Origin of the sequence: Candidatus Rubrimentiphilum sp., from assembly GCA_035710515.1 — a bacterium.
Taxonomy (GTDB): Bacteria; Vulcanimicrobiota; Vulcanimicrobiia; order Vulcanimicrobiales; family Vulcanimicrobiaceae; genus Rubrimentiphilum.
The window spans coordinates 247,507-274,017 of the sequence record DASTDE010000003.1; the positions used below are offsets into that span (position 1 = coordinate 247,507).

The window sequence follows — 26,511 nt, forward strand, 5'->3', positions numbered from 1 at the left end:
GGGCGCTCACATGCTCGAACGCATTCTCAAATATGCGAGCCTTGCTCTCGTTCTAGCGACGTGCGCCGCAGCTCCGGCGACGCCGGCTAACGGTCTGGATCAGCTCATACGTCCGCCGATTACCGGCAAGGTTTATCCCGGCATCTCCGTCGCCGTTGGAAATAGCACAGGCCTCCTTGCAGCCGGCGCCTACGGGCGTGCAAACATCGCGGCATCGATTGCCATGACGTCCCGGACGCCTATGCGCGTGGCCTCAGTCTCGAAAACGATCACCGCCGCTGCGATTCTTATGCTGGACCAAGCCGGCGCGATCTCCATCGATAAACCGGTGTCGACGTACGTGCCGCAGTTCACCTCGAATGGCGCAAAAATTACGATTCGGCAGCTCCTCGCGCATATCTCAGGAATCCCCGGGCGCGGTCACGGCGATCCGATTCTGCACGGAGACGGGCCGGTCACACAAACGGAATTCTTCACCAAACTCAATGCGACGCCGCTCTATGCGACGCCGGGCACCCAATGGGACTATTCGAACGAGAACTATTACCTGCTCGCGCAGATCGTGCAAAACGTCGGGCATGCGAGCTTCGCGTCGTGGTTGAAGCAGCATATCTTCGTGCCCGCCGGCATGACGCAAACCTACTCCGATGAAGGCGCATCCGACCCCACGCTCGCGCTCGGGTACGTGCACCGTCTGCCGCAAGACCCATTTCTGGCCTGTGCCCCACCCGATTGGAGCGGCGAGCTTGGCGCGGGCGGCGTGATCTCTACGCCCAGCGATCTCGTGCGCTTCGATATCGCCCTTTTCAACGGAACGCTGCTCGACGTAGCGCACCGCAAAGAGATGGTTGCGCCCGCCTTTCCACTCCCTGGCGGTGCGAGCATGGCTTTGGGCTGGTTCGTAACTCCCAATGGTGTTGTATTTCACGAAGGTGATTTCACCATCGCCGCAGCGATCAACGCGGTCTTTCCTGACGGCACCTATGTCGCCGAAGCTTCAAACGGCGCCGGTCTCGGCCCGGATTTTGACCGCGGCTACTTCGCACGCCAGGTGCAGAATTTGTACGGCGCGCCGCCGATTGCGCTGGGTAAGCCGAATCCGCCTTCGCTCCTAAGCATGATCGGGCCGTTCTCGACCTGCGCGCAGCTCGACGCGATGCTCTTCGGCAAGTAGCTAGCCTCGATGTCGAGGGCCGGCGGTATCATCGGAGTCTCGGATCACGGCGGTTGGGCGGTGTTGGTAACGGCAGCGCGCGATGGGACGCTTTTGGACCGTCGCCGCGTCGAGCTGGTGGACGACGATCTACCCGGAATTCCGCATCATCACGAGGGCCAATTGCTTCCGATAAACGATGCTGTCGCGCTCGTTGAGCGCGTGCGCGCTTCGGCGGAAAAGCATGCGGCAAGTGCCTTGGAAGCTGTGGCGGCGACCATACCGGACATCGTCGGAGTCGCACTTCGCCATTGTCCGGAGCTTCCGGCCACGATCGCCGAGCGCATCCAGGATTACCGCGCCAGAAACGTTGCCGACTGGGTGATGTATCGCAAAGCTCTTGCTTCCGCCGCGCAGGCGCGCGGTTGGTCTGTCTCTTGGTACGACGCGAAGAAGGTTGTCAGTTCAGCGAGCCAGGCCTTGCACGAGGATTTCGACGCTCGCTTTCTGCAAGCGCGCAAAGCGGCCGGGCCGCCGTGGAATGCGGACCACAAACTCGCATTAGCGGCGGCCATAGCGGCGTTTGACCACTAATTTATCGCAAGACGAGATCGACGGTCGATGGATACTCGTTCTCAAAGCAGTGTTGGTAGCTAATTCCGCCTCCGGCTCCATTGTAGACGGCCCAGATGCAATACTTCCCCTCGATATCCGGGAGCATGAACGTATGTCTTCCCGATGAATCTGACCAGTTCTCGTCGATGGTGGTCTTAGGTTTCTCTATTTGCACGTAGATATGAGCATCGTGGACCGGTTTCCCACTCTCTCCTGTAACCGTTACCTCGATCGCGTGCTTCGCGGCGGCTCTTGCTCCCATCGCCGACATTCCAAAAACGGCGATGAGCAAAGCTATGCAAGCCATTACAGCGTGAAAGCTAAAGCGTTTCATGATGAAACCTCCGAGCCCGCACCTTACCTGCGAGGCGCTCGAAGGCCTGCGAGCCCACTCAGATGACGATCACGCTCAGTTTTGACCTACCGTCGCGGGCTTGATCGTCTGCGCCTGCAGCGCAATGAGTGAACGGCTCAGGAAAAGCACAACAGTATCGTCCAAACCGTTATCAACTCGCGTAACCTGAACGGTCGGAGCGAAGGCGAATCGAAGATTCGCATTTGTCCCGTTGATCAGCGAAAACGTGAACCGTTCAGCCGCAGCAAGTCCAGGGACATCCAGCGAGTGGCTTTTGCTCTGCAATGCGAGGCCGAGGCGCAGATTAAGCAGCGGCAAACGACCGTAGTTGGTTAGCGTACATCGGGCGAAGGGCGCCGGCGTTTGATCGCGATCGAGGTTGGCGATGTGAACCCAGCTGGCGCCGCGACCGTCCAGAAAAACAGCGTTTTCCTCAGGCTTCCTCCCTTGTGCCGCGTCAAGCGTCGTAAACTCCGGCTCGCAGGAAAGAAAGATCGCCGGCTTTTCCTCGAGGGCCACTCGCTGCTGCTCGTATGAAGCGCTTACAAATGCGCCTGACGCAGCGATCGAACCAGCAATTACAGCGACTAGTGTCAACACCAGTTCAATGACGTCTTTCTTCTCCAGACTCATACGACCGTGTTACGAATAGGTCGTGCCCTTCGGTTTGAACTCTTACGGACCACGGCGCATTCTTTTGGCGAGGAGAACCCATATGAAATTCGGCACAATAGCGTTGGTTATCGCTGGCTTTCTTTCAGGTGTCGCCGCGGCCCAAGCCGATCCACCGGATACTGCTAATCAAGCCACGCTCCTTCGCATCACGAACAAGGTCACGTTCGCACCGGTTCAACGCGTAAAGATGCAGAAACAAGCCGATTCCGCACTCGCGAACTTTTTACTACTCCAAAACCGCAACGCACGTAAGGCGCGACTAAGGTTTTCTGCAGCCGCCGCTAGACCGGTAATCGCTCCGGCGCGCCTGCGATGAAAAAGGCGGCCGAAGCTTCTCTAACGTCGGCCGCGGCAATCGTCGCGACAGCGCGGTTGAGCGAGATGCTGGCGAATCACAAGGCGGCGCTTTCTATGCCACCCCTGCGCGGCCACGCGTGCACCCGTAATCCGCTTCGATCCACTACAACCTTTCTCGCTTGCGTCACAACGAGTCCCTGCGCCGCAGGCGGAGGTATGTGCGAGTTTGAGGTCATCGCGCGCGAGAGTGATCGGTACATGCGTCTACGCTGTATCGCCTCCGCCGGCATTGCAATGCACCTCCGTGCTTCAGATATTATTCATGTGACCGGTACGAACATGCGGCGGCTCAGTGGCAAGTTTTTCGCCGTCGAGAGCATTCGCGGGTCGGATTGAACCTTAGAGAATACCTAAGCGTAATTGCTGTATATGACTACTTTAAAAATTGCGGTTGCCGCGCTTCTTTTAGCCCTCTCGTCTCCCGTCTTGGTCTTCGCGGAAGGCAATGTCCAAAGCACGACAGCGATCCAAAGTGCTGCGCTGGGAAGTCTCACGCAGCCTGACCGCGCGCTCGTACGAAACATCCTTGGCCTGCTTTCGACCGGCCAAATAGACACAATTACCGCGGTCGCTCAGATCGATGCCGTGCTCTCGGACAGCGAAGTGAAATCGGTGCTGGCCGTAGCGAAGAAAACAGCCAGCGACGCGGAAGACGCGGGACAGTTTCTCGTCGACCTCGCGCAACGTTCGGCTAAATAGAACGCACGCTCGCCGAATAATAAGGAAGCCGCCTCCGGGCGGCTTCTTTATTGCTAGTTAGCTGGGCCGGGTGACCGAGTAGTGCCCCTTCGTGCCTTCGACCTTGGAGCTCACCGTTGCGTGCCCTTCCGAGCCGAGTTGGATGCTTTTGTTTTCTGCCGACTTGTCGTCGATTGTGGGCTTCGTGCAGTGCGCATCCGATTCGAACTGTGCGCGCACCTTGATCTCCGCCGTCTTGACCGGAAGCGGATTGGGCATCCGGACATCAAACTCGCGGTTTTCGCCGGGTTTCAGATAACCCGGACGCGCCGAGCCCGTGGCAATGATCCACGGCAAGTAAAACCGGCCGTAGTAAACGGTGATCCACGCGCACGCATCCGAGGTATTGTCAACGTGCACGGTGACATTCTCGTACACTCCCGGACGCGGCGCACCTAGGAAAAGAATTGCAGCCAATGGGAACGCGACGATAAGTAGGATCATCTTTCGCATTTTATACTCTCCCTAATGGTTACGGCAATGTGAACGACAATTCGTTCGGCTGATCGCTAACATCATAGCACTGCTCGGCAGATCCCCTGTAAAATGTGATCGCTTGCCAACAGTTGCGCGTCGAGGCCTTCGACACGTGGGCAATACCATTGCCCTCGGCATCCATTTTTATCAGAACCTGATGTTTACCGTCGGATTCATACATATAGAGGCGCACTTGCGATCCATCTACGCCGCGGCCTTGTTGATCGCGGACCTGCAATCGAACGGTTTGTTCAACTCGGGCAAACGCGCGCGACGTAACTAGTACAAGTGCGAGGACGGCGAAAACGGCAAGTGCTGCCGGCAGAAAACGGCGTGATATGTTCATCAGCTGTACGTGACTTTGTGTTCGCAGTTGGACAAGATTGTAACCAGGATGTGTGGTTGCGATAGCTTCAACCACACCATGGCTGAATGTCCCTTGCCCCCGCAATTGTACGAAAGGCTGCCCGTGCTTTGCGTACTCTTGAAAGTTTCCCAAGGCGACTCCTCATCAGGCCCAGCCACTACACCGACGGCTGGCCCCACTCCGGCTAACAAAGCGTAGATCTTGTCTCCGGTGTGGTTATTCAATTGAATGTAGAAAACGTCGGGACGCACCTCAGTCGCACCGGCGCCGAGACTGCTCGCAAGCAGACTCCCGAGCACAAAAGCAGCAGCGAAGATCTTCATAAGGCAACCTCCGCGAGGCACCTTAGCCCCCTGGGCCGCGATGCCTGCCGGGATAAGAATAAATTAATGAAGCAGCGCGCGCATGATGGGGAGCGTCAGCAAACTGTTATTGAGGTCTGCGCCGTGATTGCTGAGCGTCGTTATCGAGATGTGCTTCGACGGTATCGTCGCCGTGAACGATAGAAACCCCGACGTACCGCCGTTGGCCCCATAGACGCTGACATCGTCGACCAGAAAATTCCCGAGGCCACCCAGTAAATAGACGCCGGGTTTGTGCGCCGGGTTCTCCGGGCCCGTATAGGTCGGCTTGCCATTTGTCAGCATGCCGGGCTCATGAAACAGCTTTGCCCCGACCCCTTTAAACACGCGGCCGGCGAGAAGCGCGTTGTCCCATTTTTGAAGATCGGCGGCGTCGCCAACGAGATAGCCCGCGCCGTCAACCTGTTCCATATTCCATGCCATTGACGGCAGCAACGCGCGGGGATCGAGCGGCAAACCGTACGCCGTGGACGTATCCTTATTGTCGATAATCATGTAGCCGCGCGCCGTGTTCGGTTCGATCTTATAGAACGTTTGCGGCGCGACGCTGGTCATGCCGAGCGGTTTGAAGAAACGCTGCTGCAAGTAGGAAAAGAATGATTCCTTGCTCGCCCGCTCGACGATCCTCGCGAGCATCGTGTAAGCGGCATTGTCATATACGGTTTTGGTTCCCGGCACGAACTCGAGCTTCTGCGATGCGGACCATTCCAGAAGTGGCCCGCTACCAACGAACGGGTTGGTGTAATCCTTGTGCAGATACCACAACTCCCCGGTGTAATCGGCCACGCCGCTGGTATGTACGAGTAGTTGCCGAATTGTAATCGGAAACTTAGCGAATTGGGGAAGCCACTTCCCCACTCGATCATCGAGCGAGAGTTTGCCGTCTTCGACAAGTGTAAGTATGGCCGCGCCGGTGAACTGCTTGGTAATCGAGCCGTACTGAAAGCGCGTATCGACATTGGCCGGAACCCGATCGGCCATATCCCGGTAGCCGAAAGCGTGCGCGTAAATGTTTTTTCCGTCGCGATCGATTCGGACGACGACCGACGGAATCTGTGCCGCCGCCATCCGCGCGCGCACCGAGGATTCGATAGTACTGATTTGGGACGCGGTTAAACCCGCCAGCACAATAGCGTGTATCATACGGCGCCCTTTCTAGGGAGAGCCGGCGAATCCGGCCGGCGCTAGAGGCCGGCTGAGACCGGTTACGTGCCCTTCTCGGCCCCGATGTAGCGGATCCATTTGAAGATCAGCGCAGGCGTGGTCGCTAAGCTGTTCGGGCTGCCGTAGACGAGATAAAACTCGTTCTTGGCGGCCAGGAAGTGAAACGCGGCGCTGATGTTTCCGGCGCTGATGTAGGCAAATTGCGGCGGCTCGAAGGCGTCGGGGAGATTTCGGCCGATGATTTTTCGTGCGCCGATGTCAAATGAAGCGGTCCGGCTGAACTGCCAGTCGAGGCTCGCGCGCTCCAACCACTGCTTCGCCGTTGGCTCGGTGGACGACGCGTAATAATTTTCGTCATCCTCAAGCGCCAAGTTCAGATGCTTGATGATCGGTAGGACCGTGCTGTAGGTCCACGAGGTCAGGTGTCCGTGATAATATGGGCCGCCCGAGTACACGATGGTCGTAGGCGTGGACGTCGAGCCCCGGTAGATCAGCGCGCCGCCGTTGCCGTAAAACGGCAAGTACTCTCCGTTGAAGATCTCGATGGTTTGCGAACCCCCGAACACGTGTATCGAGAGCTGGTTCTTCAAGTCAAAGTTCGTCTGCCAGGAATTGACCGCTTGCGCCGGATTGCCGCTGTGATCGTGCATGCGCGTAAAGAATCCGCTGACGAAGACATCCTGGAGCGTGGCGGTTTTTGAGAAGATGAATTTCTTATTGGCGAAGAGTTGGTAACCCGAAACGTCGGGCTGATTCAGAAATCCGTCGACGGGATTGAATTGCGGCCCGACTTTTTGGAAGGTGAAGCCGATCGTGGTGGTCTTATCGACGTACCCGCCGCCATATTCCCAGTATTGGGCGAAGCCGTTGTCGGTGACGTTGGTCCCGCTATCGCTTCCGGCGTTTAAGTAGACGAAGTCGTGCGTATGCTGGTTGAGATAGCCGGTATAGAGGGTGGTCGTATTGTCGCGGAAGCCCGGAACGTTCACGCTCACGCGTTGAAGTGAGACGCCCATGATCTGTTTGGTATTGTTGACGCCCCAGTTGAGCACTTGCGCGCTGTCGGTGCGGCTGAAACCAACGGCGTCAAACGCGCCGAATGAAAAACGGCCGGCGGTGCCTTCGTACGCATAGCCTTGCCGAAACGTCGGAATGGCGGGCGTATAGAGTGTGGTTGGGCAGTTCGTGCAGCTGAACGTGTTGTTGAAATTCTGTGCCGCCTGCGTGAAAAACGGCCGCACTTCGCTGAGGAAGCGATGGAATGCGGTCGGGGAAATGCTTTGCTGATCCGTCTCGACGTTAGAATAATCGGGGTGGAAGGCGCCCAGCAGCGAGGACGTCGCCGTGACGGGGATGGCGAGGTCGGCGCCGATGCGTGACGTGTTGCCGCCGAAGCGCGGGGGAGCTGCTTCGGCCAGACCATAAATTTGCAAGCGCGGTTGCGGGCGTACCAGCTTGGCTTGCGCGGTGACGTTGAGGCCGGTCAATAGCCCTGCGTATGCGGAATCGGCCGCGTTGCGCTGGCCTTGCATGTGTTCCCAAACTTGGTCGCCGTTGTCGGCGACGGTGAGGCGTTCGAATTGCGCGCTCCAACTTTTCGAGCCGCCGCTGCGAATGATGTTCCACGGAATGTGCATCGTAACGGTGTAACCAGAAGGTGTGCGGCGCGCGGCTGCGATCCACGTTGGTTCATACGCGCTGTTTTCGCTCGAGCTTTGGTACCGCGCGCCGAGCGCGTTGGCGACGAAACGATAGCGGAAGCCATTGTTGCCTTGCGGCCACAATGTGACGGCAACGCGATCGTCGCTGGATACGCCCGGACCGTTGGTCTGCTGCGACGCGGTCAGCGTAGCGTGCTGCGTAACATCGAACGCGACGTCGAGGCCGTTGGGATCCTGCGCGACGTAGGCGTCTGTCGGTTCACCGGAACGCTGGTACGTGAAATCGAAGAGCACGGGCAGCTTCACCGCCTTGCTCCAGGAGTCGTCGATGGTGCCGTTCATGCTCGGCATTGCCGCGAGTATGGGCACGCCGGTGGACAGGGTATCGGCCGACGCAATTGCAGTCGGCGCGAGCATGGCAAGGGCGAGGGCGGCAATTATGACGCGCATAAACGAAACTACATGGGATACGGCCTTGGGCCGGGTTTTGTTCCGGTCGATCGGATGGCGACTTGTGACGACGCAAGCTAGCCCCGGAGGTAGTACCGGCCGGGTTCGCCCAGCACTCTGACGCGCCAGGTGTTGCCCTTGAACGGGTTGCTGTCTTGCTTCTTCATTTCGTGGTTTCTTCCAACCGGGCTACCGTGGCAGTCCGCGCTCGGAAACATCTCGAAGCGAGCCAATACGGTATAGGGTTTCAGTATAGTTCCCATAGCGCCACCAGGGAGGCTCATCCATAAAAACCGATAGTGCCGGCCGGGGCTGATGTCGTGTGAGTCGGCCAAATGGCGCGTGCCCTTTCCTATCGCGTCAGCTTGAAAGACCGTTACCCTCGCGCATGATGTCGAGCTGTTGTAAGCGGTTACGGCGTCGAAATAGGCGCTCGCCGGTTGCGAGCAGCTCATTGCATGGCAACGGCTACCAAGAAATAAATAAGAACCTTCATGTGAACCTCCCAACGCAGCCTCTTAGTTAATTCAATGCGCGGGCCTTCTCAAAATAAATTCGAAGATCCCGATCCCAATCTCCGATTGGGTTCGGGATTGGGGTCAGGATCTTCGAAAAGTGGCTCCGGATGTTGGACTCGAACCAACGACCCGCTGATTAACAGTCAGCTGCTCTACCAACTGAGCTAATCCGGACTGCGCCCCGCATGTTCGGCGCTAACGAAAGCGGCACCCGTTTCCGGATGCCGCGCTCTGCAGCTCGGTTGGTTGGGGCTAAGGCTGCGTGGCTTGCCTGCGGACGAGCAAGGGCCGGGTCAGCGTCAGCTGGATATTCGCGCCGGGCGAAAGCGTGAGGTTGGATTTCTTGTTTTGCCCGATGAGGAATCCGCCGGCCGCGCCGATGAGTCCGCCGATGCCGGTGGCGGCGTGGAAGATCGTCTTGCCGATGATGTTGCCGGCGATCAGTCCGCCGATCGTCGTCAGCACTGTATGCCCGGCGTTCTTCTGCTGCTGAGTCGTTCCGGCGCCGGTCACTTCAGCGTTGATCGGATACGAAGAGCCGTTCGCTAGCGTGATCGTCGTGAAGCTCAGGAACAGTTCGGGATTGCGGCCCTGTCCGGCCGGAGTTACCTTGACGACTTCGCCGCTGGCAACGGCATTCGCGAGATCCGTGTCGCCTTCGGGATACGGCGGTACGACGCGCGCGGTGAAGCGCTGGCCGACATAGGCCGTGCCGGTGTCGAGCGCGCTCTGCATCACGAGGTTAACGTTGTCGCCTTTGGCAAGCGTGACCATCGCCTGTGCAAGCGCAACGCTCGGGGCCGCGAAGGCTGCGAGCATTGCGAGGGCTGCGATTTTACTGCGAAAGTTCATGCAGTCTCCTTTGGCTGGATACTTTCCCGGTTAACGTGAAAGACCCGCGCGGAGTTCAATGTTTGGCGAAATCGGGGACCTTGAGCGTGTCGGCGCTGACGCCCGAGGCCGCTCGCAGCGCCTCGACTTTGTCGAGTTTCTCCCAGGGCAGATCGAGATCCGGACGCCCGAAGTGGCCATAAGCGGCCGTCTGCCTATAAATGGGGCGACGCAACCCGAGGTGATCGATGATTGCGGCCGGGCGCAGATCGAATGTCTTGGCAACGATCTCGGCGATGCGCTGCTCGGGAATCTTACCGGTGCCGAACGTTTCGACCGAAACGTTCATCGGACGCGCGACTCCGATCGCATACGCGACCTGCACTTCGCAGCGATCCGCGAGCCCCGCTGCCACGATGTTCTTCGCAACGTGACGCGCGGCATACGCGCCCGAGCGATCGACCTTCGTCGGATCTTTGCCGGAGAACGCTCCGCCGCCGTGACGCGCCATCCCGCCGTAGGTGTCGGCAATGATCTTGCGTCCGGTCAAACCGGCGTCGCCTTTGGGTCCGCCGATCACGAAGCGTCCGGTCGGATTGACGTAGATGCGCGTGTTCTTGTCGCGCAACGAGGCCGGAATAACGTGATTGATCACTTTTTCGGTGATCTCTGCCCGAATCGTCTCGAGCGGGATCTCCGGGTCGTGCTGCGTCGAAACGACCACCGCCTCGATGCGGACCGGTTTATCGTCTTCGTACTCAACGGTGACTTGTGATTTGCCGTCAGGGCGCAAATACGGGATGTCGCCGTTCTTGCGCAGCGCGGTGAGGTGACGCACCAAGTTGTGCGCGAGCACGATCGGCAGCGGCATCAGCTCTTCGGTGTCGCGGCAGGCGTAGCCGAACATCATGCCTTGATCGCCGGCGCCGAGACGCTCGTAGCGGTCGTTGGGATGCTCCCCGGCTTTGGCTTCCAGCGAATTATCGACGCCCATCGCGATATCGGCCGACTGTTCGTCGATCGAAACACTGACGCCGCACGTCTCCGCATCGAATCCGACGGCCGACTTGGTGTAGCCGATATCTTCGATCACCTGGCGCACGATGCGCGGAATATCGATGTACGTCTTCGTCGTGATCTCGCCGGCAATGTGAATCTGGCCGGTGATCGCGAACGTCTCGCACGCGACGCGCCCGTTCGGATCTTCTTTGAGAATCGCGTCGAGCACCGCGTCGGATATCTGATCCGCGACCTTGTCGGGATGACCCTCGGTGACGGATTCGCTGGTGAAGAGCCGGCGGGATGCCATCTTTACGTTCCCTCACTCCACGAGGCAATGTACTTTGCCTGTTTAGGCGTCAGTTTGTCGATGGTGATGTTCATGGATGCTAGCTTTAGCGTGGCCACTTCTTCGTCGATGTCTTCGGGCACGTCGTAAACCTTATTTTCGAGTTTCTTGTGATCGCGCGCGAGGTACGCCGCGGCCATCGCCTGGTTCGCGAACGACATGTCCATCACGGAGGCCGGATGGCCCTCGCCCGCGGCTAGATTGATCAGACGGCCGTCCGCCAAGATGCAGATGCGGCGTCCGTCTGCCATTTCGTACTGCTCGACGAACGTGCGCGGCGCCGTCTTGCGCTTGCTGATGCGCTCGATCGCATCGAGATTCAACTCGTCGTTGAAATGGCCCGAGTTGCAGACGATCGCGCCGTCTTTCATGACGTTGAAATGCTGCTCGTCGATCACGTGATAGTTGCCCGTGACCGTCACGAAGATGTCGCCTTCGCGTGCGGCTTGTTCCATCGGCATCACGCGGTAGCCGTCCATGACGGCTTCGAGCGCTTTGCGCGGATCGATCTCGGTGATCACGACGTGCGCGCCCAGACCGGCCGCACGCGACGCAACACCGCGGCCGCACCAGCCGTAGCCGACCACGACGACCGTCCGCCCCGCGAGCAGAACGTTGGTTGCGCGAATGATGCCGTCGAGCGTCGACTGCCCCGTGCCGTAACGGTTGTCGAACATGTGCTTGGTCAGCGCGTTGTTCACGGCGATGACCGGGTAGGGAAGCACGCCGTCCTTCTGCATTGCGCGCAAGCGGATGACGCCCGTGGTCGTCTCCTCGCAGCCGCCGATCATCTCGGCGAGCTGTTCCTTGTGCTTGGTAAAGATCGTCGTGACCAAGTCGCAGCCGTCATCCATGGACATGTGCGGATGCGTGGCGACCACGGCCTCGATGTGGCTGTAGTACGTTTGGTTGTCTTCGCCTTTGATCGCGAAGGTGGGAATGCCGAACTCGCAGAGCGCGGCCGCGACGTCGTCTTGCGTCGAAAGCGGATTGCTGGCGCAAAGCGCTATCTCGGCGCCGCCGGCTTGCAGCGCGAGCATGAGATTCGCCGTTTCGGTGGTGACGTGCAGACACGCGCCGATGCGGACGCCGCGCAGCGGCTTCTCCTGCGCAAAGCGATCGCGAATCTGTGCGAGCACGGGCATGTATGCCGCAGCCCACGCGATCCGGGAACGTCCGGTTTCGGCTAGGGCGCGATCTTTCACGTCTCCGCGCACGGTGTGCTCCTGGAGTACTGGCAAAGCAAAATTCCTCTCTGGTGGGATAAGACTCGCTATTCTGCCACATGAGTTGCCCTCCCCGCTACCTAAAGAGTGGCACGTGGACGAGTATTTGGAGCGTCTAGCCTCGGCGGACGCGGTTCCCGGGGGAGGCAGCGCTGCGATGGTTGTCGCAGGCGCCGCTTGCGCGCTGGTGGCGATGGTCGCACGCATCTGTAAGGACGACGCCCTCGCGGCGACGGCCGATTCGCTCCGAGCGAAAGCGCTCGGGCACAGCGAGCGGGACGAAAAAGCCTTCGAACGCGTGATGCAGACCCGCGGCGAGGAGCGCCAGGCCGCACTGGCCGAGGCGGCAGCCGTTCCGCTTGAAGGCATGCGCATCGCTCTGGACGCGCTGCACTTAAGCGCGAACGCGCTCGCGCTTGGCAACGTCAACCTCGTCAGCGACGCCGGCTGCGCCGCCGAATTCGCGCACGCCGGGCTCATGGGTTGCGCCTACAACGTGCGCATCAATCACCGCTTCATGAAAGACGCAGCGAAGGTCGCCGACCAGCGTGCGCTGCTGGAAGACTACGAGCGGGAAGCGACCGGGTTAGTGGCGTCGTTGCGTAAAGCGGTGAGTGCAACGCTGACTAGGTAGCACGCTCCCCTCGTTACCTCGGGGTCCTTCGATACCTCAGGATGACAGCAAATTTAGAAACGGTTTGATGTCGTCTTCGGCAACTTCCATGCCGACGCCGCGTTTGTTATAACGGATGTCGTGAAAATCAGAGCCGCCCGTCATCACCAAGCCGTACTGCTTAGCGATGCCGCGAAAGTGGTGCACTTGATTCGCGTCGTGCCGCGGATAGAAGACTTCGAGCCCGCGTAGTCCACGCTCAGCTAATTCACCGATGATCGCTTCATCCCGCAGGCGGCCCGGATGTGCGAGCACGGGTATGCCGCCGGACGCCAGAATCACGTCGATCGCTTCGTGCGGTGTGATGTGCGTCGAAGGAACGTAACCGGGAGTGCCTCTTCGCAAAAACGACCGGAAGGCCGCTTCTATATTTGAGACGATCCCCTTGCGGATCAATGCTTTGCCGACGTGCGGCCTGCCGAGCGATGCGTTCGCGGTCGCTTCGCCTTCGACGTCTTCAAACGTGATTGGGTGCCCGGCGTCGCGCAGTTGCGTCACGATGCGGCCGACACGCACGCGGCGTGCGGCGCGGTTCGCTTCGATCACCGCCGTCAGCGGCGACGGGCCGAGCGGCAGGCGAAAACCCAAGACGTGAACTTCGCTGTCGTCAAACGTCGCGTTGATTTCGATCCCGGTGATGATGCGGCTGCCGGGCGGCGTTTCGAGCCCGTCAAACGCTGCCAGCGTGTCGTGATCGGTGATGGCGAATATCTGCACGCCGCGCGACCGCATGAAGTCGCAGAGAGCCGCCGGCGCAAGGGTGCCGTCGCTCTCGCTCGTGTGCGAGTGGAAGTCGACTAGCGCTGGACGTCCCCTTCCGGACGGCGCTCGATCAGCAGCGAGATGCCGGTGCGATCGTTGCCTTCTATTTGCACATCTATAAAGGAAGGCACGCAGACGAGTTCGGTCTGGCCGGCCAGATAGCTGCGCGCGATCGCAATCGCTTTGACGGCCTGATTGATCGCGCCCGCGCCCACGGCTTGCAACTCGGCCAGCGGCCGTTCGCGCAGAACCGCCGCCAGCGCCCCGGCTACCGAGTTTGGGTTGCTCTTGGCGGAGACCTTAAGAACGTTGCCTGTGATAACGGGCTTTACCGGATTCTCTATCATGCTATGCCTCGCTGAAAAATACGTCGAATCTCCGTCGCACGCCCGGAGTCTATGTCGATGGTTACGACCGCGGCGCAAAACTGTTTCGTTCCGGCTTTCTCTACGGAAAACCGATCGGAAAACCCCGTTATGAACCGGTCGAGGACGGCTTCCGACTCCATTCCGATGATGCCTTCGGTCGGCCCGGTCATCCCCAGGTCGCTAATGTATGCCGTTCCGCCGGGCAGAATCTGTTCGTCGGCCGTTTGGACGTGCGTGTGCGTGCCATACACGGCGGCGACTTTGCCATCCAAATAGCGCCCGAGCGCCACCTTTTCGCTGGTCGCTTCGGCATGCACGTCCACCACGATAATGCGCGCATCGGCGGCGACGTTGGCAAGCGCCGAGTCAACCGCGCGAAACGGATCGTCAACCGGCGGCATGAACGTGCGTCCCATCACGTTGATAACGCCTACCGTCGTGCCGTTGGCCGAAAACGTGCCCGTGCCGCGCCCGGGAACGCCGGGCGGATAGTTGACTGGGCGGATGACGCGATCGGACGTATCGAGATAGTCTTTGAAGTCGCGCTTGTCAAAGATGTGATTGCCGCTCGTAATAAAATCAACGCCGGTCGCAAACATCTCTTCGGCGGTCTGTACCGTGAGTCCGAAACCGCCGGCGGCATTTTCGCCATTGACGATACACGCGTCGATCTTGTATTGATCGCGCGCCATCGGGAGACAGCGTTTGAGCGTTTCGCGGCCTGGTGAACCGACGACGTCGCCCACCAGCAGCAGATTGAGTGTCTTTATCGGCGGGCCGGAGCCTTTGCTTTCTTCCGTGAGTTCAAGAAGTAGACGAGAACGTGTTTCTCTTCGCGGAATCCCACCAAACTCTTGGATTGCGCGGGATCGCGCAACGCCTCGATGGCGGATTCGACCAGTTCCTCTTGTGCGGCCGGATCCTCATCAGGCTGTTCGTCGGGCACGGGATTGCGGACCAGCGCCGCTCCAAAGCGCTGCGCAAACAGTGCGGTAAGCATCGCTAGTTCGTCCTTGGTGAAACTGTCGAGATCGCGGGTTACGTGAACGAAACTGTGCGTGCGGTCCGACTCGCACTCGACGCTGACGTCGCCCCCGTCGCGCGCCAGCGCGAGAAACCCGTTGACGTGAGCCTCGATCGCTTCCGCCGCGGCACGTTGCGTCGCGCGGTCCATGCGTTGTCCGACCGCAAACGTAAACTTGACCGTGCCTTCACCCGGCATCGAACGGATAGACGCAATTTCGGGGTAGCGCACAAGCAGCGCGCACACCAAATTGACGGTATCGCTGTTCTCCAGAGGGCGGGCGGTCATGATACTTCCTTACCTGATCTGATGGGGCCGGGCTAGGGGGTCCCGTCTCTTAGACATCGTGCCAACAGCCCCCCTTGTGCCTTTCACGACAGCTCCAACCGTCCGCCAGGGGGTCCCGGTTGCCCGAGGCCTCGTAAATACCTATGATGGAGGACGTGACGCAGAAGGCCGGCCGCATAGTCGCCCTCTCCGCGCTGCTTGGCTTGCCGGCGGCCGTCTTGGCTCATGCGGGAATCTTTGGCCGCGCTCACGTCCTGGGCGGAGGGAGCCACGCGCTTTTCTGGGCGCTGTGGATAGCCTTTGCCGGCGCCGCCGTTGCGAGCGCACTCATCCCCGCCTTTCTGAACGCGCGCTTCAAATCGACTCTCGCGCCTCCGTTGGCTGCGCTGCTTACCAGCACGGCATCGTGGTTTGCCGTCATCGAATTGCGCGAGCAGCCGCATGCGATTCCCGTCCTGCCCGCGATGATCGCGCTCGGCCTAGCTGCGTGGATCGTCGGTGTAGCTTGGCGCGGACTTGCTCGCGCCGCGGCGGAAATCGCGCTCGAATTGGTTCAGATCCTGCGCGCGGCCTCCGAGCCCCGGGCATTCGCCGGCATAGGGATTGCAGTTCCAACGATCGCAGCGCACGCTCACGCGCATCGTTTATTCTCCCGGCCGCCGCCGGTTTAACGCAAGAACGCGCACTCGCGCGATTGTTACTCAACTCTCTGCGTTAAAGGAAACCTCATGCGAAAGCTTATCCTGGCCCTCTGTGCCATCGTCCTGTTTTTTGATGCGCTGCCTGCTAGCGCGGCCGTGACCGGCATCGTGCGCGGCAATGTGCTCGTGGATAACATCCCGCGTGCGAACGTCACTTTGACTCTCAAGGGCGAAGGCGCGCAACTACAAACAACGACTGACGTAGCCGGCAACTACGTTTTTTCACAAGTGCCGTTCGGCGATTACACGCTGACTGCGGCTTACAGCGGCGTTCCGGATCGCACGCTGAGCATCTCCGTCGCCTCAGACGCGGTGCTGAACATCAACTTCGGGCTTGGACAACTCAAACTGATTAGTAATTTGAACGTCACATCGCGCGGCGGCGCTTCGGGCACACCCGTTTCAAGCAACGTCCTGGGGCGGCAGCAACTGGCGGCCATGCCGACAAACGACAGTTTAGATCGTATCATACAGACGGTACCAGGCATCGTTCGCTTTTCGTACAACGAACCGGTCGCACACGGCTTTCACGGCGTGACCTACGAGATCGACGGCGCGCCGATTCCCCAAGCGACCAGTTCAAACTTTGCCGAGTTGATCGATCCGAAAAATATCGACTCGCTCGAGATTTTTACGGGGGCCTTCCCCGCGGAGTACGGCGGCAGCCGGCAGGGCGCCGTCATCAACATCGTCAGCAACCGCTTGAGCGATCTCCGCCCGCCGTCCCAAGGGATGCTCACATTCGGCGGCGGCAATCAAGGTCAGGCGCAAGCCAGCTTCGACCAAGCGTTCAAATTCGGTTCTTCCGAGCTATTCCTGAACGCGAACTCGCAGCATACCAATCGCGGGCTGGACGCACCCAACTTCAACGCGATCCACGACAACTCGTCGCAGTCCGACGAATTTCTGCGCTTCATCACGCCGATCGGGCCGCGCGGAACGCTCTCATTTGACCTCTCCAATCAGCTGGCGCAATTTCAGATTCCAATCAATACGGATCCCGGAAATCCGAATGACCCGGTCGTCAGCGTTCCGGGAACGGATGACGTTCAGCGCGAGTACGACCGCTATGCCAACTTGAATCTAACGCTGACGTCGAAAGACGGCAACGGCTTCTTCCAGCTCATTCCGTGGTTCAGGTTCACGCGTATCGCCTACGACGGCGACCTCGCAAACGATATCCAGGCAACACAGCCCGATCCGGATACCGGCATTCCTGTGAACCTGATCGGTTTGCGGCAAGATCGCCGTGCCTCGTATGTGGGTCTGCGGCTCTCTGAGTTCCGAGCCTCGCAGCATCACGCCGTGAAAGTCGGCGCCGACTTGTCGCGCGAATTTTTCACCGCAAGTCAAGTCTTCGGAAGCATGGATCCGATCACCGGCGATTTGGATACGGTCGCCACCAATGTATCCCAGCCGGGCTGGCAGATCGGTCTCTACGCACAAGACAAATGGTCGCCCTCGCGAGCGCTTTCCGTGGATTACGGCGTGCGCTGGGATCATTCGACCGGATTCACTAGCGGCTACCAAATAAGCCCGCGCATCGGCATCAACGTCGCGCCTGATGGCAGGAACGTCGTGCATTTTTACTACGGGCGGATGTACGCCGCTCCGCAGTTGGAAGATGTACGCCAGGCATGCGTCGCGCTCGAAGGCTGTCCCACCGAACCCGTCTATGACTTAAAGCCGGAACGCGACGCGTACTTTGAGATGGGCGTCGCGCACACGTTCGATCCCTCGATGACGGGATATGTGAACTTCTTCATGCGAACGGCAGTCAACGTGCTGGACACGACACAGCTGCTAAACACGCCGCTCTTCGCGGTCTTCAACAACGCGATCGGTCGCGACGAAGGCGTAGAAGTTCGGCTGCAGGGCCGCAACGGGATCGCCGACAGTTGGTTCTTTTCAGGAACATGGTCCCGAGCTGAAGCGGCGGGCGTCTCCGGCTCGACGTTCCTCTTCCCGCCTGACGTCAACCCGCCGGGTCAAATTACTGCCGCCGATTTTCAACCCGAAGATCACGATCAAACCTATGAAGCGAATGCCGCATACACGCACCGCTTTGGATTGAAGTCGGCCTGGTTTGCGACGCTGCAAGGCGAGTACGGCACCGGCTATCCGGTCCAATTCGAAAGCGGCGAAGGCCGGCTGCCGGCGCACCTTACTGCAAACCTGTCGCTCGGCAAAGACCCCGGAAAGAACGGCGATAAGTCGTTAGGCTTCGATCTGACTGTGGACAATCTGTTGAATCACCAGTACATCATCAAGATCGCCAACGGGTTCAACACGACGCAGATTGCGAACGGCCGGAGCATTCTGTTCCGGCTGTCGGCGCCTTTCTAAATATGAACATTCGCTTCGTATTTGGGATTGCGTTCATCATCGGAGCGCTCACCACAAGAGCACAGGCCATTCCCGTCCTTGCCAATGGCCAAGGTGTCTCGTGCCAGACTTGTCACACCACAATTCCCGGCATGACGCGCTACGGGATGATGGTGATGATGACCAACTTCCAAATCCTGAATCGTCACGCTCAAGATCAAGCGCTCCCGATCGGCGTGCGCTTGTACGTTGACTCCGTGCTCGGAACGTCCGATCAAAAAGGTTTCACGCAGGTGGGGGACCTTTCGCTGCTCGGCGGCGGGTTCGCCGGAAGAAACTTCACCTGGTATGCGGAGCAGCACATTATCGATTCGGGGCAGATTGGACAGACCGAGCAGGTGTGGCTTTCGTGGAACGGGCTCTTCGGCGGCACGAACTCATTGCAAGTCGGCAAATTTCACACGCCTTTTCCGTTCATGCCGGCGCACGCATGGACGCTCTCGCCATATCTGCTGGCCACGCAAACAAATGGCCAAAATGATTTTAACCCCGACGAAGCGCGCTGGGGTATGGCGTTCAGCGGCATGTCGAATGAATTCATGTACAACCTTTCGTACATCGCCGGCAGCGGACCAACCGGCCAGGCGTTGAATTTCAACAAGACTGCGGGCCCGCGCGCCTACGACGTGAATGCGTCGTACGGCGGGATGCAGGTGCCGTGGGAGATTGGTTTGGTCGCCATACGTGGAGATTCACCGCTGCTCGATCCCGATAGCGGCGACTTTCTTCAGAGCGAGCTGTGGACTCGGCAAGGTTTATACTTAGCGTATCAAGACAACCGCTGGCATTTTCAGACGATGTATTATCGCGGCAACGATAGTCAATCCGACGTGGACGTTATGAACGCCCCGCTCAACGGCTACTTCTTTGAAGCCGACCGGGCGTTCGGCCGAAACGATCGCGCGCTCGTACGCTATGATGTTGCCTCAAGCGACACGCTTAATCGCCAATACGTCGTCGACTTCGCGCACAACTTTCAGCCGAACCTCGCACTGATCGGCGAGGCTCGCATGGGGCCGGCGCAAAAGCCGCAGATTTCATTCCGGCTCGCTTATGCGGGTCCGTGGGAAAACGGCCGGCGGATTCTCTCGAACCTTCACGATATGCCCGCAAACCTCGCGGCGCAGACCGCGCCCGCAACAATACTACCGGCGACCGCGCTGTCGCCGAGCTCCGGCGATGCCAACAACGGTGCGAAACTGGTGCAGGCCAACGGATGCGCCGGCTGCCACGGCGCGGGACTCAAAGGCGGCGGAATCGGGCCGGCACTTTACGGCCTGGAGCATCGCCTTTCTAACCCGCAGATCGCCGACTTCATCGCTCACCCGCGTGCGCCGATGCCGAACTTTGGGTTCAGCGACGCACAGATCTCGGACATCGTGGCTTATCTGGGGGCGCTTGACGGCGGACTCGGGAATACGATGCCGGTCGTGACGTTCTCTCCTTCGGAGCCGGTCGATCAGGCAACGATCAGCGTGACGTTCCCGGGCAATGCTCCCACCAGCGTTAGCGTGCTGCCGGTCATGCACATGGGCACGGGCATGCATCACACCAGGCAAGTTCAACTGCAAGCTTCGCCCGCCGACCCGAACACCTTCACGGGCCGCATAGAGTTCTCTATGGGTGGGCCGTGGATCGTGCAAATCGTGTATGACGGTCACGAGCTCGACGTGCCTTTAAGCGTCGGATCGTAATGCGGCGTTCGCACTTCTTGCAGGCGAGCGCGGGCGCAATGACGGTATTGACGCTCCCCCACCTCTCGTCGCGCGCTCTGGCAAGCGATGTCGTGGATTACACGCTTACAGCGGCGCCAATGCGCTTTTCACCGGCGGCCAGAATCAGCTTCGACGGACTGGCCTTTAACGGATCCATTCCCGGTCCGTTGCTGCGAATCGTGCACGGCCAGCGGTTGCGGGCGAAGTTCAACAATAACACCGGCCAGGGATCGACGATTCATTGGCACGGTATGATACTGCCGAACTCGATGGACGGTGCCGAAGGCGTGACGCAAGCCGCCGTCCGCAGTGGCGACTCGTTCGTCTACGAGTTTTTGCCGGACCCTCCGGGCACGCGTTGGTACCACGATCACGTCAGCAATGGACTGTTGCGCGGACTCTTCGGCATGGTTATCGTCGAGGATCCGCGCGACCAGGTACCCGATGCCGAGTTCGCACTTGTTTTTCACGATGTACCGAGGATGTCGACAGTCAACCCGGCAATGCGCGGCGTTGGGAACGCCCCGATGACCGATCCGCTTGGCTCGCCGGAGCTCACGCAAATGCCCATGGACGACAAAATGGGCGATGAGATCGCATTCATCGCGCACTGCATCAACGGCGCTGCTTATCCGAACACGAAGCGGCTTCCGGTAAAGGTTGGCCAGCACGTGCGGTTGCGGATCCTCAATGCAAATCCAACGGAGACGCGCTACGTGCGCCTGGCAGGCCATCGTCTCGTCGTAACGCATAGTGACGGCAATCCGCTGCCGCAACCCGTCGAGGTCGACGCGCTTCGGGTGGGCGTCGCCGAACGTTATGACGCATGGTTTGAGGTAAACGCTCCCGGAGCGTGGCTGCTGCAGGGTCTTTCGAGCGATCCGCTGGCGTACGAGCAGGCGGCCGTCGTTCACACCGAATCGATGGAAAATGCGCCGCCAATGGCGAGCACGGAATCGCTTGAAGGCGTCGATTATTTTACCTACCAAAACGCGGGAGGCACAGCGGGAGCTCTGCCGCCGCAGGGCGGAGCTCATTACGATTTTACGCTCGACGACGGAAAATACGGCAGTTCGCGCTGGACGATCAACGGCCAGACCTATCCGTACACACCGAAGATATTCGTGCATCGCAACGACATCGTAAGCGTGCGCCTCCTGAACAAGACCGACATGGATCACCCGATGCATTTGCACGGCCACGTCTTTGAGATCACGGGAATCGACGATGTTGCACTTGCCCGGCCGCTTCCCAAAGACACATCTCTCGTTCGCGCAAACGGCGGCACATTGAGCTGGCGTTTCCGCGCGGATTCACCGCCCGGGCGCTGGTTATTGCATTGTCACAACGCAATCCATATGATGGACGGCATGATGACCGAGGTCGTGTACCGGGCGTGATCCTTCAGGCGATCGGGCAGGCGCTGCTCCTCGCAGCGGGGATGTTTTGGCAGGTCGCGTGGAGTCTGATCCTGGGATTTTTGCTCTCGGGATTGATCCAGGTACTCGTTTCAAAGGAACGCATGACCGCGCAGCTGGGAAAAAACGGCGTGCGCGAGATCGCGCTCGCCACGGCGTACGGCGCGGCGAGCTCGTCGTGCTCGTACGCGGCGGCGGCGATGAGCAAGACCCTCTTCAAAAAGGGCGCCGGGTTCATTCCGTCGCTCGCGTTTCTGTTCGCATCCACAAATCTCGTCGTCGAGCTCGGCATCATCTTGTATCTTCTCATGGGCTGGCAGTTTACGGCGGCCGAATGGCTCGGCGGTGTTTTGTTGATCGCCATCATGGCCGTCATCGTGAAGGCGACATATCCGAAACGGCTCATCGACGATGCGCGCCGCCACGTCATTGACGTCACCGGCGGCGATGACGACGACATGGCAGAGGGCGCAACGTTCTGGGAGAAGCTGCGCGACCCGCAGACACCGGTTCTCGTTGCGCAGAGTTTTGTGATGGACTGGTCGATGCTCTGGAAGGATCTGGCCGCGGGATTCTTGATCGCGGGCGCGCTTGCGGCGTTTATCCCGAACGGCGTCTGGAGCGCGCTCTTCTTACACGGCGCGCCGCCGGGCGTGCAAGTTCTCGCGAACGCCATAGTCGGACCCCTGATAGCCGTCGTTTCGTTCGTCTGCTCGATCGGCAACGTTCCGATGGCGGCGATTCTCTGGGGCAGCGGCATCAGCTTCGGCGGCGTGCTCAGTTTCCTATACGCCGACTTGATCGTGCTGCCGCTGCTGGACGTGTACCGGCGTTACTACGGATTGAAAATGGCGGCCTACATCGGCGCCGTCTTCTTCGTGACGATGGTCGCCGCCGGCATCATCATGCAGTTAGCCTTTGGCGCTTTCGGCGCAATCCCGCACCCGAATCCGGACATTCGCTCGCACTTGGAGATGTTCTCGATCAACTACACGTTCTGGCTGAACATCGTCTTTGGCTTGCTTGCTGCGTACCTGTGGTACCTGAACCGCAAGCACCCGATGGCGCACCACTGCCCAGCTCACGAACACGCGCACTAGCGGCTAACAAGGGCGCGGGCGTGCCCGGAGCGGAAACGTAGGGCATGTCGCACTCGCTCGATCGCGGACGGATAGTGGTCACCGGAGGCGCCGGCTTCATCGGCAGCGCGCTGGTATGGGCGCTCAACCTGCGCGGAATCGACGACATCCTGGTGGTCGACCGGCTCGATGAATCCGAGAAATGGAAGAACCTGGTCCCGCTGCGCTATCGAGACTACGCGGACGCAAGCGATTTTGAAGCGGCGGTTCGCGAGCGGCCGCAAAGCTTCGCGGACGTGCGCACGGTGCTGCACCTCGGCGCCTGCTCTTCCACCACCGAGACCGACACCGCATTTCTGATGCGCAACAATTACGAATATACCAAGCAGGTGGCGACGTGGGCGATCGATCGCAACGTACGTTTCGTCTACGCTTCTTCAGCCGCGACGTACGGCGCCCTCGAGCGCGATCTGCGTGACGACGGCGATCTCGACTCGCTGCGACCGCTGAACATGTACGCGTACTCGAAGCACCGCTTCGATCTCTTCGCGCGCGACAGCGGCTGGCTGGATCGCATTACGGGCCTCAAATACTTCAACGTGTTCGGCCCGAACGAACAGCACAAGGGCGACATGCGCAGTCTCGTCGACAAGGCGTTTCATCAAATTCAAGACACCGGCTCGATCAAACTCTTCAAGAGTTATCGCAGCGAGTACAAGGACGGTGAGCAGCGCCGCGACTTCCTCTACGTTAAAGACGCGGTTGACATGACGCTGCATCTGGCCGAACGCGACGCGTACGGGTTGTACAATGTCGGCTCGGGCGAGCCTCACACGTGGCTCGAATTAGTGCGGCCGATCTTCCGGTCGCTTCGCGTGCCCGAGCGGATCGATTTTATCGACATGCCGGCGACGCTGCGCGACAAGTATCAGTACTGCACCTGCGCGACCATCGCGCAATTGCGCGCGGCCGGCTATAAACGCCCGGTTACGCCGCTGAACGAAGCAGTCGAAGATTACGTGCGCAACTACTTGATGCCCGGCCGGCGCCTCGATCCGCAGGCGGAATCGTCCGCGGCAGTTAATCGCAGCGCATGAGCTCTCGAGCCGACCGGCGCCGCCAAGAACGCGGCGGATCCGGACCGCCCCCGCGCCGCGATCCCATGACGTCGATCTATATCGGCCTCGGGATCGTCATCGTCCTCATCTTCGCCGGATTCGGCATCATGGCGTACGTGCAAAACTCGGCGCGCAACGCGCAGCTGAGTTTCGTCAATTCGACTCCGACGCCGGGCCCAAATGCGAAGTCAAAGCCGATCGTCTTGCAACCGCCTACTGCGGTCGGCAAGAACTTTTTTAAGGTCGCCATCAACCAGTCGGCGGATCTTCCGACCGGCGGCCGGGGTGCACTCGTCGACGGGATCCCTTGCGAATCGATGGAGCAGGCGATCTTGCACGTGCACACGGAGCTCTCGCTTTTCGTGAACGGCAAACAGATCGCGATCCCGCGGAACGTTGGAATCGTGGGGACATTGCAGGGTGTGTGCTTATACTGGATCCACACCCACGATGCGACGGGCATTATTCACGTCGAAGCCGGGAGTGCCATCGCACCAGCCGGCGGGAATTATACGCTAGGAAACTTCTTCGACATCTGGGGACAGCCGCTCAGCCGCACTCAGGTCGGACCGTTCAAGGGAGCCGTTACGGCGTTCGTCAACGGCGCGCAGTATAACGGCGACCTCTCATCCATTCCACTGCGCTCTCACCAGGAAGTCGTGCTCGAAGTAGGCGCGCCGATCGTGGCTCCGCGAATTTACACGTTCCCGCCCGGCGTATGAAGAATCCCGGCCTTGTCGGGCCGACCCTTTTAACCATCCTCATCGCGGCGCTGGCCACTGGAACCGCAACCGCCGGCACGATCATTCCGGTGCACGGAACGGTGCTGGCGGTTACGTCAAAAGACACTGCGGTTATTCGCAACGACGCCGTGACCGGCACGCTGCCGTCTATGACGCACGCATATCGCGTCGAGCCGCCGGTTGCGTTGAGTGCGGGCGTGGGGATCGACGGCTTTATCGATCGCAGCACGCGGCCCTGGCGCTGGTACGATGCAGCGATCGCCGGAGAATTCGTTCCCGGGTTGCCGCAAACCGGAAAAGTAAAAGCGCTCGACGTCGGCGGCTATCTGCCGCATACGCATCTGGTAGACCAGCAGGGGAAGCTCTTCGATCTCGCGGCCGCGGTGCGCGGCAAAGTAAGCCTGGTCAGTTTCATCTTCACGCGCTGTAAAGACGAGTGCCCGATCATTAGCGCAAAGTTCGCGGCGCTGCAGCGCGAGCTCGACCCGGCGCACTTTCACTTAGTCGAAGTGACGATCGATCCGGTCTACGACTCGCCTTCGGTGCTCGCGCGCTACGCGCGGCAGTTCGGAGCCGACAACGCGGCCTGGTCGATGGTTACCGGACAGCCGCACGAGATCGCAAATTTGCTCGATCGTTTCGGCATCTCGTCGCTGCGCGTCGAGAAGGGCAACCTGATTCACAACGACAGGCTGTTCTTGTCCGCGCCCGACGGCCGGATCACGCAAGTCGTGCAAACCTCCGGCTTCACGCCCGATTCGATGGCGGCGCAAGCCAAGCACCTTGCCGGCATGGTCAGCAACCCGTTCGGCCGCTTTCAGCTGTGGCTGATCGCCAGCGTTACGGCGCTGTGCGGCGGCAATCAATTCGCCGGAATCGTTGCCCTGGAGACGATGCTTTTCTTGATCATCGCCGCCATCTCGTTCGTTCTCTTAAGTTGGGTGGCGCGCAGGCTCTGGGGAACGTCAGGCTCGTAGCGACAAAATCGCGTTGCCGATCGCATCCGCGGTTGCGTCGGGAGATCCAAGGATCAGCCGGAAGCAGTGGAGGCCGCGCAACAGTGCGATAGCGCGCGTCACGCGATCCATCAAGTCGCCTCGCGCATCGAACCAGCGCGTAATCGCAGGCAGCGCGCTCGCGGCGTCGATGCGCTCCAGCGACGCGGAATTGCCCGAACCGGCCAGCACGAACAGCGCGCCGAGCGGCCGCGGGTCGGCGATGGCAGCCGCGCCAAAACACGTTTTTAACGAGAGCTCGGGCACGTCGGGCAACGTCTGGTGATCCGCCAGCAGCAGCCGGGGACCCGCGGTTCGCACGGAGCAGCGGCGCAAGAACGGATAGACGATATTGCCGCGCACGATGGCGCGCTCGTCCGAATACACGTGCATGTCACGGCGCACGCATGCCATCAGGGCCGCGATCTTGTTTGCGCTCGAATGTCCGGCGATCGCAATCGCGGTGCCCCGGTACTCCAGCGCCGCGGCGTGAATCGAGGCCATGTCGGGATCGAAGCGGATGACGGCCGAGAGCATGACCGCGTCGGCCAGAAACGCAATGGCGTTCGGCGGCAGCGTTCCCTGCGTCCAGCGCCACGACGGCGCATGGTCAGACCAAAACGAATACCCGTTCCGCGAACTGGCAACGTAATAGCAAAAGTCGGGTTCGCGCGAAGCGGGATGATCGGCATACCGTAGTCCGAAAAGCCGCGCTACCTCGTGCAGGTCGGTCCGCAACTCCATGACCACGCCGGCAATCTCGCAACGAGCGCCAAAGATGCAATTTTCGGCCAGCTCACCATGCGATGCCTCACCGGCCCGCGTGAGCTGTTCCGCCCGGATTACCCGCATCGCACGCTCATTGCCATATCAAGGTACCCATCCGGCGGGACGAGGCCCGGACAAGCGGTTGCCTGCGCTTGCCAGGTCCGGAACCAAGCGTAC

Annotated in this window: 26 protein-coding genes and 1 tRNA gene; 12 read left to right on the forward strand and 15 right to left on the reverse strand. The window is 60.0% G+C overall.

Going from position 1 to position 26,511, the window contains the following annotated elements; all coding sequences use genetic code 11:
* Nucleotides 1-10: 10 nt before the first annotated feature.
* Both VFO29_08560 and VFO29_08565 read left to right on the forward strand, forming a co-directional pair.
* Nucleotides 11-1,174, forward strand: coding sequence for a serine hydrolase domain-containing protein (locus VFO29_08560; protein HET9393550.1), 1,164 nt, complete (start codon nucleotides 11-13; stop codon nucleotides 1,172-1,174).
* Nucleotides 1,175-1,183: 9 nt separating this feature from the next.
* The gene (locus VFO29_08565; protein HET9393551.1) at nucleotides 1,184-1,747 is read left to right on the forward strand and encodes a hypothetical protein; all 564 of its coding nucleotides are present in this window, start codon (nucleotides 1,184-1,186) and stop codon (nucleotides 1,745-1,747) included.
* Nucleotide 1,748: 1 nt separating this feature from the next.
* Here VFO29_08565 and VFO29_08570 read toward each other — a convergent pair whose 3' ends face one another.
* Nucleotides 1,749-2,102 (reverse strand): hypothetical protein, encoded by a 354-nt coding sequence (locus VFO29_08570; GenBank protein HET9393552.1) that lies wholly within the window; start codon nucleotides 2,100-2,102, stop codon nucleotides 1,749-1,751.
* A gap of 75 nt (nucleotides 2,103-2,177) precedes the next feature.
* Nucleotides 2,178-2,756 (reverse strand): hypothetical protein, encoded by a 579-nt coding sequence (locus VFO29_08575; protein HET9393553.1) that lies wholly within the window; start codon nucleotides 2,754-2,756, stop codon nucleotides 2,178-2,180.
* 768 nt (nucleotides 2,757-3,524) lie between these two features.
* Here VFO29_08575 and VFO29_08580 point away from each other — a divergent pair.
* Complete coding sequence (locus VFO29_08580; protein ID HET9393554.1) at nucleotides 3,525-3,854, forward strand: hypothetical protein; 330 nt, start codon at nucleotides 3,525-3,527, stop codon at nucleotides 3,852-3,854.
* Between the two features lie 57 nt (nucleotides 3,855-3,911).
* Here VFO29_08580 and VFO29_08585 read toward each other — a convergent pair whose 3' ends face one another.
* The 8 genes from VFO29_08585 to VFO29_08620 form a co-directional block, all read right to left on the reverse strand.
* Nucleotides 3,912-4,337, reverse strand: a complete 426-nt coding sequence (locus VFO29_08585) for a hypothetical protein (GenBank protein ID HET9393555.1) — start codon at nucleotides 4,335-4,337, stop codon at nucleotides 3,912-3,914.
* Nucleotides 4,338-4,365: 28 nt separating this feature from the next.
* Nucleotides 4,366-4,869, reverse strand: coding sequence for a hypothetical protein (locus VFO29_08590; GenBank protein HET9393556.1), 504 nt, complete (start codon nucleotides 4,867-4,869; stop codon nucleotides 4,366-4,368).
* Between the two features lie 254 nt (nucleotides 4,870-5,123).
* Nucleotides 5,124-6,242, reverse strand: coding sequence for a serine hydrolase domain-containing protein (locus tag VFO29_08595; GenBank protein ID HET9393557.1), 1,119 nt, complete (start codon nucleotides 6,240-6,242; stop codon nucleotides 5,124-5,126).
* A gap of 62 nt (nucleotides 6,243-6,304) precedes the next feature.
* Nucleotides 6,305-8,374, reverse strand: coding sequence for a hypothetical protein (locus VFO29_08600; GenBank protein ID HET9393558.1), 2,070 nt, complete (start codon nucleotides 8,372-8,374; stop codon nucleotides 6,305-6,307).
* Between the two features lie 616 nt (nucleotides 8,375-8,990).
* Nucleotides 8,991-9,066: transfer RNA gene (locus tag VFO29_08605), tRNA-Asn, on the reverse strand.
* A gap of 78 nt (nucleotides 9,067-9,144) precedes the next feature.
* On the reverse strand, nucleotides 9,145-9,744 hold the full coding sequence (locus tag VFO29_08610; GenBank protein ID HET9393559.1) for a hypothetical protein: 600 nt from the start codon (nucleotides 9,742-9,744) through the stop codon (nucleotides 9,145-9,147).
* Between the two features lie 55 nt (nucleotides 9,745-9,799).
* Nucleotides 9,800-11,032 carry a methionine adenosyltransferase gene (gene metK, locus VFO29_08615; protein HET9393560.1) on the reverse strand — a complete coding sequence of 411 codons (1,233 nt, stop codon included), beginning with the start codon at nucleotides 11,030-11,032 and terminating at the stop codon, nucleotides 9,800-9,802.
* A gap of 2 nt (nucleotides 11,033-11,034) precedes the next feature.
* On the reverse strand, nucleotides 11,035-12,312 hold the full coding sequence (locus VFO29_08620; protein ID HET9393561.1) for an adenosylhomocysteinase: 1,278 nt from the start codon (nucleotides 12,310-12,312) through the stop codon (nucleotides 11,035-11,037).
* Nucleotides 12,313-12,391: 79 nt separating this feature from the next.
* Here VFO29_08620 and VFO29_08625 point away from each other — a divergent pair, with 79 nt between their 5' ends.
* The gene (locus VFO29_08625; protein ID HET9393562.1) at nucleotides 12,392-12,931 is read left to right on the forward strand and encodes a cyclodeaminase/cyclohydrolase family protein; all 540 of its coding nucleotides are present in this window, start codon (nucleotides 12,392-12,394) and stop codon (nucleotides 12,929-12,931) included.
* A gap of 36 nt (nucleotides 12,932-12,967) precedes the next feature.
* Here the strand turns inward: VFO29_08625 and VFO29_08630 are convergent, their stop codons facing one another.
* From VFO29_08630 to VFO29_08645, 4 genes are all read right to left on the reverse strand, one after another.
* The gene (locus VFO29_08630; GenBank protein HET9393563.1) at nucleotides 12,968-13,702 is read right to left on the reverse strand and encodes a PHP domain-containing protein; all 735 of its coding nucleotides are present in this window, start codon (nucleotides 13,700-13,702) and stop codon (nucleotides 12,968-12,970) included.
* 65 nt (nucleotides 13,703-13,767) lie between these two features.
* Nucleotides 13,768-14,079 carry a stage V sporulation protein S gene (locus VFO29_08635; GenBank protein ID HET9393564.1) on the reverse strand — a complete coding sequence of 104 codons (312 nt, stop codon included), beginning with the start codon at nucleotides 14,077-14,079 and terminating at the stop codon, nucleotides 13,768-13,770.
* Nucleotides 14,076-14,846 (reverse strand): TIGR00282 family metallophosphoesterase, encoded by a 771-nt coding sequence (locus tag VFO29_08640; protein ID HET9393565.1) that lies wholly within the window; start codon nucleotides 14,844-14,846, stop codon nucleotides 14,076-14,078. Before VFO29_08640 ends, VFO29_08635 begins: the two co-directional genes overlap by 4 nt.
* Before the next feature lie 20 nt (nucleotides 14,847-14,866).
* Nucleotides 14,867-15,412, reverse strand: coding sequence for a hypothetical protein (locus tag VFO29_08645; GenBank protein ID HET9393566.1), 546 nt, complete (start codon nucleotides 15,410-15,412; stop codon nucleotides 14,867-14,869).
* A gap of 143 nt (nucleotides 15,413-15,555) precedes the next feature.
* Here VFO29_08645 and VFO29_08650 point away from each other — a divergent pair, with 143 nt between their 5' ends.
* From VFO29_08650 to VFO29_08685, 8 genes are read left to right on the forward strand one after another with little or no spacing between them, the layout of a single operon-like run.
* Entirely contained in the window at nucleotides 15,556-16,083 is a 528-nt protein-coding gene (locus VFO29_08650) for a hypothetical protein (GenBank protein HET9393567.1), read from the forward strand.
* A gap of 57 nt (nucleotides 16,084-16,140) precedes the next feature.
* Nucleotides 16,141-18,459 (forward strand): TonB-dependent receptor, encoded by a 2,319-nt coding sequence (locus tag VFO29_08655; protein ID HET9393568.1) that lies wholly within the window; start codon nucleotides 16,141-16,143, stop codon nucleotides 18,457-18,459.
* A 2-nt stretch (nucleotides 18,460-18,461) separates the two neighbouring features.
* Nucleotides 18,462-20,192: a c-type cytochrome gene (locus tag VFO29_08660; protein HET9393569.1), complete on the forward strand. Its 1,731-nt coding sequence runs from the start codon at nucleotides 18,462-18,464 to the stop codon at nucleotides 20,190-20,192.
* Entirely contained in the window at nucleotides 20,192-21,613 is a 1,422-nt protein-coding gene (locus tag VFO29_08665) for a multicopper oxidase family protein (GenBank protein HET9393570.1), read from the forward strand. Before VFO29_08660 ends, VFO29_08665 begins: the two co-directional genes overlap by 1 nt.
* The gene (locus tag VFO29_08670) at nucleotides 21,610-22,731 is read left to right on the forward strand and encodes a permease (protein HET9393571.1); all 1,122 of its coding nucleotides are present in this window, start codon (nucleotides 21,610-21,612) and stop codon (nucleotides 22,729-22,731) included. Before VFO29_08665 ends, VFO29_08670 begins: the two co-directional genes overlap by 4 nt.
* Nucleotides 22,732-22,775: 44 nt before the next feature.
* The gene (gene rfaD / locus VFO29_08675) at nucleotides 22,776-23,807 is read left to right on the forward strand and encodes an ADP-glyceromanno-heptose 6-epimerase (protein ID HET9393572.1); all 1,032 of its coding nucleotides are present in this window, start codon (nucleotides 22,776-22,778) and stop codon (nucleotides 23,805-23,807) included.
* The gene (locus VFO29_08680) at nucleotides 23,804-24,550 is read left to right on the forward strand and encodes a hypothetical protein (GenBank protein ID HET9393573.1); all 747 of its coding nucleotides are present in this window, start codon (nucleotides 23,804-23,806) and stop codon (nucleotides 24,548-24,550) included. Before rfaD ends, VFO29_08680 begins: the two co-directional genes overlap by 4 nt.
* A complete protein-coding gene (locus VFO29_08685; GenBank protein HET9393574.1) occupies nucleotides 24,547-25,548 on the forward strand; it encodes an SCO family protein in 1,002 nt (333 codons plus the stop codon). The genes VFO29_08680 and VFO29_08685 overlap by 4 nt, the downstream gene beginning before the upstream one ends.
* Here the strand turns inward: VFO29_08685 and VFO29_08690 are convergent.
* Nucleotides 25,537-26,418, reverse strand: a complete 882-nt coding sequence (locus tag VFO29_08690) for a hypothetical protein (protein HET9393575.1) — start codon at nucleotides 26,416-26,418, stop codon at nucleotides 25,537-25,539. The two genes, VFO29_08685 and VFO29_08690, sit on opposite strands and share 12 nt — an antisense overlap.
* Between the last annotated feature and the right edge of the window lie 93 nt (nucleotides 26,419-26,511).